General features: G+C 61.1%; 8 protein-coding genes. 5 read left to right on the top strand and 3 right to left on the bottom strand.

All coding sequences use genetic code 11. The features are described 5' to 3' along the window. The first annotated feature begins 30 nt into the window (after nucleotides 1–30). Together ASD07_RS04985 and ASD07_RS04990 are read left to right on the top strand one after the other, a co-directional pair. Nucleotides 31–1,185, top strand: a complete 1,155-nt coding sequence (locus ASD07_RS04985; protein WP_055926185.1) for an acyltransferase — start codon at nucleotides 31–33, stop codon at nucleotides 1,183–1,185. Then, entirely contained in the window at nucleotides 1,148–1,846 is a 699-nt protein-coding gene (locus tag ASD07_RS04990) for a hypothetical protein (RefSeq protein WP_156397873.1), read from the top strand. Before ASD07_RS04985 ends, ASD07_RS04990 begins: the two co-directional genes overlap by 38 nt. Here the strand turns inward: ASD07_RS04990 and ASD07_RS04995 are convergent. Further along, complete coding sequence (locus ASD07_RS04995; protein ID WP_055926280.1) at nucleotides 1,843–2,310, bottom strand: hypothetical protein; 468 nt, start codon at nucleotides 2,308–2,310, stop codon at nucleotides 1,843–1,845. The genes ASD07_RS04990 and ASD07_RS04995 overlap by 4 nt on opposite strands. A gap of 107 nt (nucleotides 2,311–2,417) precedes the next feature. Here ASD07_RS04995 and ASD07_RS05000 point away from each other — a divergent pair, with 107 nt between their 5' ends. After that, the gene (locus ASD07_RS05000) at nucleotides 2,418–3,467 is read left to right on the top strand and encodes a hypothetical protein (protein WP_055926191.1); all 1,050 of its coding nucleotides are present in this window, start codon (nucleotides 2,418–2,420) and stop codon (nucleotides 3,465–3,467) included. Nucleotides 3,468–3,500: 33 nt separating this feature from the next. Here the strand turns inward: ASD07_RS05000 and ASD07_RS05005 are convergent, their stop codons facing one another. Together ASD07_RS05005 and ASD07_RS05010 are read right to left on the bottom strand one after the other, a co-directional pair. Continuing rightward, nucleotides 3,501–4,370: a pirin family protein gene (locus tag ASD07_RS05005; protein ID WP_055926195.1), complete on the bottom strand. Its 870-nt coding sequence runs from the start codon at nucleotides 4,368–4,370 to the stop codon at nucleotides 3,501–3,503. A 17-nt stretch (nucleotides 4,371–4,387) separates the two neighbouring features. Beyond that, the gene (locus ASD07_RS05010) at nucleotides 4,388–4,987 is read right to left on the bottom strand and encodes an FMN-dependent NADH-azoreductase (RefSeq protein ID WP_055926198.1); all 600 of its coding nucleotides are present in this window, start codon (nucleotides 4,985–4,987) and stop codon (nucleotides 4,388–4,390) included. Between the two features lie 123 nt (nucleotides 4,988–5,110). On the opposite strand from ASD07_RS05010, the gene ASD07_RS05015 reads away from it, so the two are divergent. Continuing rightward, nucleotides 5,111–6,040, top strand: a complete 930-nt coding sequence (locus tag ASD07_RS05015; protein WP_055926201.1) for a LysR family transcriptional regulator — start codon at nucleotides 5,111–5,113, stop codon at nucleotides 6,038–6,040. A 759-nt stretch (nucleotides 6,041–6,799) separates the two neighbouring features. Next, nucleotides 6,800–7,201: a hypothetical protein gene (locus ASD07_RS05020; RefSeq protein WP_156397874.1), complete on the top strand. Its 402-nt coding sequence runs from the start codon at nucleotides 6,800–6,802 to the stop codon at nucleotides 7,199–7,201. Nucleotides 7,202–7,213 lie beyond the last annotated feature (12 nt).

Below are 7,213 nucleotides of genomic sequence, written 5' to 3' on the forward strand. Positions count from 1 at the left end.
CCGATATTCTAGCGCAGGTACAATGCGCGCATGAATCGATCTTCCCGCGTCCATGGCCTGGATACTTTGCGCGCGCTGGCCATCATGCTGGTGTTTGCCAACCATTACATGTCCTTCGTCAGCCACGAGCCGACCTTCGGCTGGTTCAGCGAAATCGGCTGGGCCGGCGTGGACTTGTTCTTTGCGCTTTCCGGTTACCTGATTGGTAACCAGGTGTTTTCGGCCATGCGCGGGCCGGGCCTGTCGCTGCCGCATTTTTACGCGCGGCGTTTGCTGCGCACCTTGCCGGCTTACCTGGCGGTGCTGGCGCTGTACGCTTATTGGCCGTATTGGGCGGGCAATTCGCCGCATGCGCCGTGGTGGAAGTACCTGACCTTCACGCTGAATATCAACCTCAAGCCGGGGACGTTGTTTTCGCATGCATGGTCGCTGTGCGTGGAGGAGCAGTTCTACCTGCTGTTGCCGCCTATTGTGCTTGCCATCGCGGCGGTCACGCGGGCGGGCGCCTCCCGCAGGATCGCCCTGGTCCTTGGCTGGGCGGCGCTGTTGTCGGCCATTGCGGCGGGCATGTGGCTGCGGAACGGCTGGTGGCAGCCGGCCATGGACCTCGGCGAGCATGGTAGCCGCAGTTACTACACCCTGATCTACTACTCCACGCTGTCGCGCTTCGACGAACTGCTGGCCGGCGTTGCCTTGGCGATGCTGCGCAACTTCCACCCGGACCTGTGGCAGCGCCTGACCAGGCACGGAAACTGGATGCTGGCCGTCGGCGCAGCGCTGACGGCGCTGGTTTTCTGGTTGTTCCTCGAACACCACTTCAGCTGGGGCATGTCGGTCTTTGGCTATCCCTTCCTGGGCCTGGCCTTTGCGACCTTGCTGCTGGCCGCCCTGAGCGAAGGCTCGCTGCTGCACAGCACCCGTATTCCAGGCATGGGTGCGATTGCCGTCTGGTCTTATTCGATCTACCTGACCCACAAGCAGCTGTGCATCCTGCTGGCCGACCCCTGGGAGCCGGTCGACCTGGATTCGATCGCGCTCATGATCGCGGCCAGCGTCTTTGCCGGATGGCTGCTATATTTTGCGGTCGAAGCGCCGTTCATGCGTCTCCGCGAGCGCTTCATCCCGAATAACTTCAAACGGAGTTCGAATGAAGCGACTGTTGGCAGCGTCCCTGTTACTCCTTAGCGCGCAAGCATTCGCGCAGCCCGCAGCCGGGCCTTTCGCGCGCATGGTGGTGATCCAGCCGAAGCCGGGCCAAAGTACGGCCTTCGAGCAGGGCTACCAGCGCCACCTCGAATGGCACAAAGGCGCCAACGACCGCTGGACCTGGTATGGCTGGTCCTTCGTACTTGGCGAGCGGCTTGGCATGTTCATGGATGGCACGTTCGGTCACGCTGCGGCGAATTTCGACGCGGCCGTGCAGCCTGCAGGCGATGCAGCCGACAATGCTGCCAACGTCGTGCCGCATGCCGATTTCCTGAGCCATGGCGTATTCCGCCGGCTGGATACGGCCAGCGTCGGCCAGCCGCTGCCGGATGCTGCTCCCTTCCTGGCGATGGCTACCTACACAGTTGCTCCGGGGGAGGAGACGGCATTCGAGCGCCAGTTGGTGGCCGGCGCCACGGCGCCCGCGAACAGCGGACGGGCGGCGCCGAGGTTCACCTGGTACCGCTTGCAGATCGGGGGCGGCGGCGGCCAGTATGTGCTGATGCGCGCTGCGCCAAGCTTTGCCGCAGCGGCGGATTTGCCTGAAGTACTTCCGGCAGGGGCGAAAGCGCTGGTGCGCGCTGTCCGGACGGAATTGCTGCGCTACCGCGCCGACATGAGCTACATCCCTAAGGACTAGCTGCGCATCTCGATGATGTTGTCGTTCCGGGCGTCCGTCAGGAAGGCAAACAGCGCGCGCACGCGGGCCGGGGCCTCATAGCCGTCCGTTGCCTCGATGGCGCGGCGCAGGCCGGGTGCGGCTTCGATGATGTGCGGACTGCCGTACGCGCGAATCAGCAAGGCAGCCAATTGCGCCGCTTCGCGCTCGTGGTTCTGGCGCAGGCGGCGTTCGATCACGTCGATCAGCCCGCGCTGCATGCGCGGAGTGGGATTCTCGATATGGGCAAACACCAGCGGCGTATTGGCGATCGCTTCGCACATGCGGCGCTCGATATCGTCGGCCTTGGTATCGGAGGGGATGTCGAAATACGCGCCAGCCCACCGGGTACGCGCGTACTGGTGGCCGGGCGGGAAGGAGTCGGCGGTGTCGAAGCCGAGCGCGTGGCTCAGCCTCTTCAGCCAATCAAGGATGATGGAGCTCATGGCGCACATTGTACCGCCACTGCCCAGGCGACGTGCGACCCTGCTGGTATACTGCCTGACCGTCCCTGAGTGCCAGCAAGTGATTGCATTGGCAATATGAAGAGAAAATGAAGAACAGCCAGCTTGACCCGCTTGGTCCTATATGGACAGGCACCGCCACCGCCATCGCTGCGCTCTACGGCCTCTGGCCCGCCATGGACTGGCTTCGCGGGCCGGGGCAGCAAGGCGAGAAATGGTTTGTGCTCATGTTCCTGGGACCGATCATGTTCTTTGTCGTGACGCTTCCCGCCACTGCGATTCTTTGCATCATCTACAAGCGGATAGAAGAGGCGGGCAGGTACGTCGCCTCTCTGGTGCTGGTCAGCTTGTTCCTTGTCTTTGCGGGAGTGCCGGGGCTGCTAGGGCTGTCGGTGATCGCCGTCACCTTCCTTCTTGCATGGTCAACTGCGCGCAAAGATCAAAGGATTGCGCAAGAGCGTGATGACTTCGAGAGCGAAGGGGAACCACGCGAAGTTGAGATCAGCCCCGATTTTCTGGCGTCCTTCCCGGACCCATTGTGGAGCAGGTTTGACCTGGATGGTTGCAAAGCATTGTGGGCGATCGAAGGCGAACAGGATGGTGCACCCTACATGATCGTTGAAATAAGCCATGACCAGTTTGGCCTGATGGCTAGCGAGCACTCCACATCGACGACCACATTCTTCCTTGCCACCATACCCGCGTGGATTAGCGGTCGGCAGGTGACGTGGCGCCCCCCTGGCTACCACGCCTGGGCCGACAAAAAGTATGTCTACCTGGCCATGCCGTGCAAACAAGCCATGCCATCCAGCTGGAAGGCAACGCTGGCCAGTGCATTCCGCACGGCGGGCTCCCTCCAGCAAGCCAGTGCTGAAGCAGGGCGGCCACGTGCTGGATCCCGTCCCTATCGCGCCGTTGGCGGGGGCTTTGCAGTCCAGGCCTTGCGCTGCGCGATGTTGCTGGTATTTGCTTCATTCTTACTGTGGGGCGGGCTTGCTCCAATACTGGGACTGGTGGAGTTTTCGGCGGAATCTGTCAAGGTGGTGCCGGTGGCCTTCCTGGGGAGCCTGTTCTGCTTTGGTGGCGCCGGCTACTTTGGCTTACGGGCCCGCACCTGCTGGCTGCACGCATCCGGCTGACGATACTGCTGGCGGCCCTGGTGCCGCCAGCCCTTACACAGTGTGCGCTTCCTCGCCGAGGCGTCCGCCCCGGAAGTCCTCGACGGCCTGGAAGATCTCGGCCTGCGAGTTCATCACGAATGGGCCGTACTGCACGATCGGCTCATTCAGCGGCTTGCCCGACAACAGGATGAAACGGCTGTCAGGGCCAGCCTTGATGGTCACGCCATCGGCGCCTGCGTTGTTGGCCAGGATCGCCATGCTCTGCGCAGGAACCGCCTTGCCATCCACCGTGACCTCGCCGCGATAGGTGTAGATGAAGGCGTTATGGCCTGCGCGGATCGCCTGGTTGAATGCTTCGCCGGCAGGCAGTTCCACGTCGATGTACAGCGGTTCCGTCACTTCGCGCTGCACAGCGCCCGCCACGCCCTGGCTTTCACCGGCGATGACACGTACCGTGGCACCGTTTTCGGTCTTCACGACCGGGATTTCATCGGCCTGGAAGTCCTTGTACCAAGGCTGCTGCATCTTGTCCTTGGCGGGCAGGTTAAGCCACAGCTGGAAGCCTTCCATCAACCCTTCCGCCTGTTCCGGCATTTCTGAGTGGATCACGCCGCGGCCGGCCGTCATCCACTGCACGCCGCCGCTGGCCAGCAAACCTTCATTGCCGGCGCTGTCGCGGTGCCGCATGCGGCCAGTCAGCATATAGGTGACCGTTTCAAAGCCGCGGTGTGGGTGGTCGGGGAAGCCGGCGATGTAATCGTTGGCTTGCTCCGAGCCGAAATTGTCCAGCATCAGGAACGGGTCGAGGCGACGCTGCAGCGGCTGGGTCAACACGCGGTTGATTTTCACGCCAGCGCCATCCATCACGGCCTGGCCGCGGATAATCCGTTCCACTGTGCGGGTTTGGGCGATGTTGTCCATTTTTTTTCCTTTGTCAGTTATGCCAGCAGTTCTTCAACGCGTGCATCGGCAGCAGCTTTCTGCTGTGCGGCCACTTCCGGGCCGTAGCCCTGGCCTTCGATGAATACGTACTCCACGTCGGTCAGGCCGATGAATGCCAGGAACATCTTCAGGTGCGGGAACTGGGTATCAGTTGGCGCATCTTTGTGCATGCCGCCGCGCGAGGTGGCGACATAGACTTTTTTACCTTGCAGCAGGCCGAGCGGACCGTTTTCGGTGTACTTGAAGGTGACACCGGCGCGGGCAATCGCGTCGAACCAGGATTTCAGTTGCACCGTGATGCCGAAGTTGTACATCGGTGCGCCGAGCACGATCACGTCAGCAGCCTGCACCTGGGCGATCAGCGCATCATCCAGGGCCACGCGTGCAGCTTGTTCCGCGCTGCGTTGGCCGGCTGGGGTGAACAGGGCCTGCAGGGTGGATTCGTCCAGCACTGGATGCGGGTTGGCAGCCAGGTCGCGCACTTCGACGCTGGCGCCCGGATTGGCAGCCAGCAGCTTGTTCACGATATTGCTTGCTACGCGGGACGATTCGGAACCGGAGCTTTTTGCGCTGGAGTTGATTTGCAGGATGTTCATAGTGTACTTCCTTTCGGTATTCGGTTTAGTGCTGCGATGGAGTAACTATAGCGGTTCCATATTTGATCCAGAAGCCGTTAAAATGGATAACATTGTTCCATCAGTGGAACGGGGAGCCGTGAAATGACCGAAATTGACCCCAGCGACTTGCTGTTATTCGCCCGAATCGTGGAATTTGGCAGCTTGAGCCAGGTTTCCGAGCGCCTGCAATTGCCAAAATCGACAGTTTCCCGCCGCCTGACCCAGCTCGAGGCCCGGTTGGGCGAACGGTTGCTGACCCGTACCACCCGCAAGCTGGTGCTGACCGAATTTGGCGCCAGCCTGCTGGAACACGCGCGCCGGGTGGCAGAGGAAACCGAAGCTGCCGGCGCACTGGCGCAGCATCGCCAACAGGCGCCCAGCGGCCTGCTGCGAGTTTCGATGCCGGCCGATTTCGCCAACGTCTACCTGGCGACGATTCTGCCGGCCTTCATGGCCAAGTACCCGGGCATCAAGCTTGAGCTGGATTTGTCGCCGCGCCGGGTCGACCTGGTGGCGGAGAATTTCGACATCGCGATTCGTATGGGGGCATTGCCGGACGACGCCACGCTGGCAGCGCGCAAGGTGCTGATCTCATCCTGGGGCCTGTACGCCGCGCCGTCCTACACCGGGCTGCATGGCCTGCCGGAACACCCGGACGACCTGTTCAAGCATGAGTTGCTCAGCTTGCGGCCCATGGCCAATGGCCTGGTGCGTTGGTCGCTCACGCGCGGCAAGAACACCTGGGAGCGTGACTTGCCCGTACGCCTGATGGCCAATTCGCCGGAGCTGCTGACGCGCATGGCCGCCACCGGCTTGGGTATCGCGACCTGCACCACGCAGTTCGCGGCGCCGCTGGTAGCACGCGGCGAACTGGTACGCGTGCTGCCTGACTGGTGCTTCCCGGCGGTGACCGGCTGGGCTGTTTTCCCAGGCAGGCGCCTGATGCCGGCCAAGACGCGGGTCTTCCTGGATACGTTGGAAGCCAATTTCGCCAACCAGGCGCCTGCCAATTTCGCAGCAACTACTCTATGAGTGGTAAATTTATCTACATAGGCGACATCGAAGTGCAGGATTGCCAGTGTCACCAGCGCTGAAAGGACCGAGTAATGGCCAGTGAATACGCAACGCAGTTGTTTGCCGCAAGAGATGAGGGACGCTTCGCAGGGCTTGTGCGTTGATTTCTGCGCGGCTCGATCTTGGTGGGCGCATTCTGATTCAAGAATATAGCGCGCAGCGAGACGGCAAGCCTTGGCTCAAGGCTCATGCGGTCATTACGGTTGACGAGCAAACCTCAGGGCTTGGTCTTTTCTGGTTCGACAGCCTGGGATTCGTTCCCGCTGTGCCGGCGCCGGGCGAGTGGGATGAGCGCGCACTGCGGTTTGTGCGTACATCGTCGCGCGGGCAGACGCGTCACACCTATATGCCAACCGTCCAGCATCGTATGAGCTGGCATTGGAGAGTTCCGTTAACTCCGGCGATAGCTGGGTGCCTGTGATGGTGGGGCGCTATTCGCGCGTGGGTAGGCAAACCTCGATTTCGCCAACATGTGGCTTCATGGCCCGCTCATAAGCACTGGCCTGCCGCCCGTCCAGACCCGCCATAAATGCCCATATCAGAGACCGTAACTAATGCTAGTTAGGTCGTATTGACGGCAGTTCCTGTCACTTTCGGTATCGTTCGCAGAAGGTTGTTGCGCAAAATTATTGCAGAAGTGCAGCATTGGTATATATTTTTGTAATTGAATATATGCTAAAATTCTGCCCTTTTCGATAATTTATTAGGGTCAGAATTTTGCGCCGCCTTATCTGTCTGCTGCTTTCCATGTTTGCAATTCAAGCGCAAGCGAGCAACTGCGCGCTTGACGGCATCAAGCTGTTGGCGCTGGGCGCGGAAGATGGCCGCATCGTTCTGCAGATGCCTGACCGGGCGTTGCAGGAGGTGGCGGTGGGCGATGTGGTGCCTGGCACCGAGGCGCGGCTGACCAAGTTATTACAGTCGGCGGCGGTGTTCGAACTGCCGGGCGCGCAGGGTGGGGAAGGGCAGACCGTTCGGTTGCTTAAGAGCGGTGCGGTGCAGTGCTTCAAGGTAAGCGACGAGAAAAAAACCTTGCGCCGGGCACCGATGAAAATGGACGTCTTCCAGGTAGGTGAGCCAGCAAAAGGCGCATCCCAATCCGGCAAGAAACAAGACTGATCGGATTAGGGC

Source organism: Duganella sp. Root336D2 (assembly GCF_001425005.1).
Lineage (GTDB): Bacteria > Pseudomonadota > Gammaproteobacteria > Burkholderiales > Burkholderiaceae_D > Rugamonas.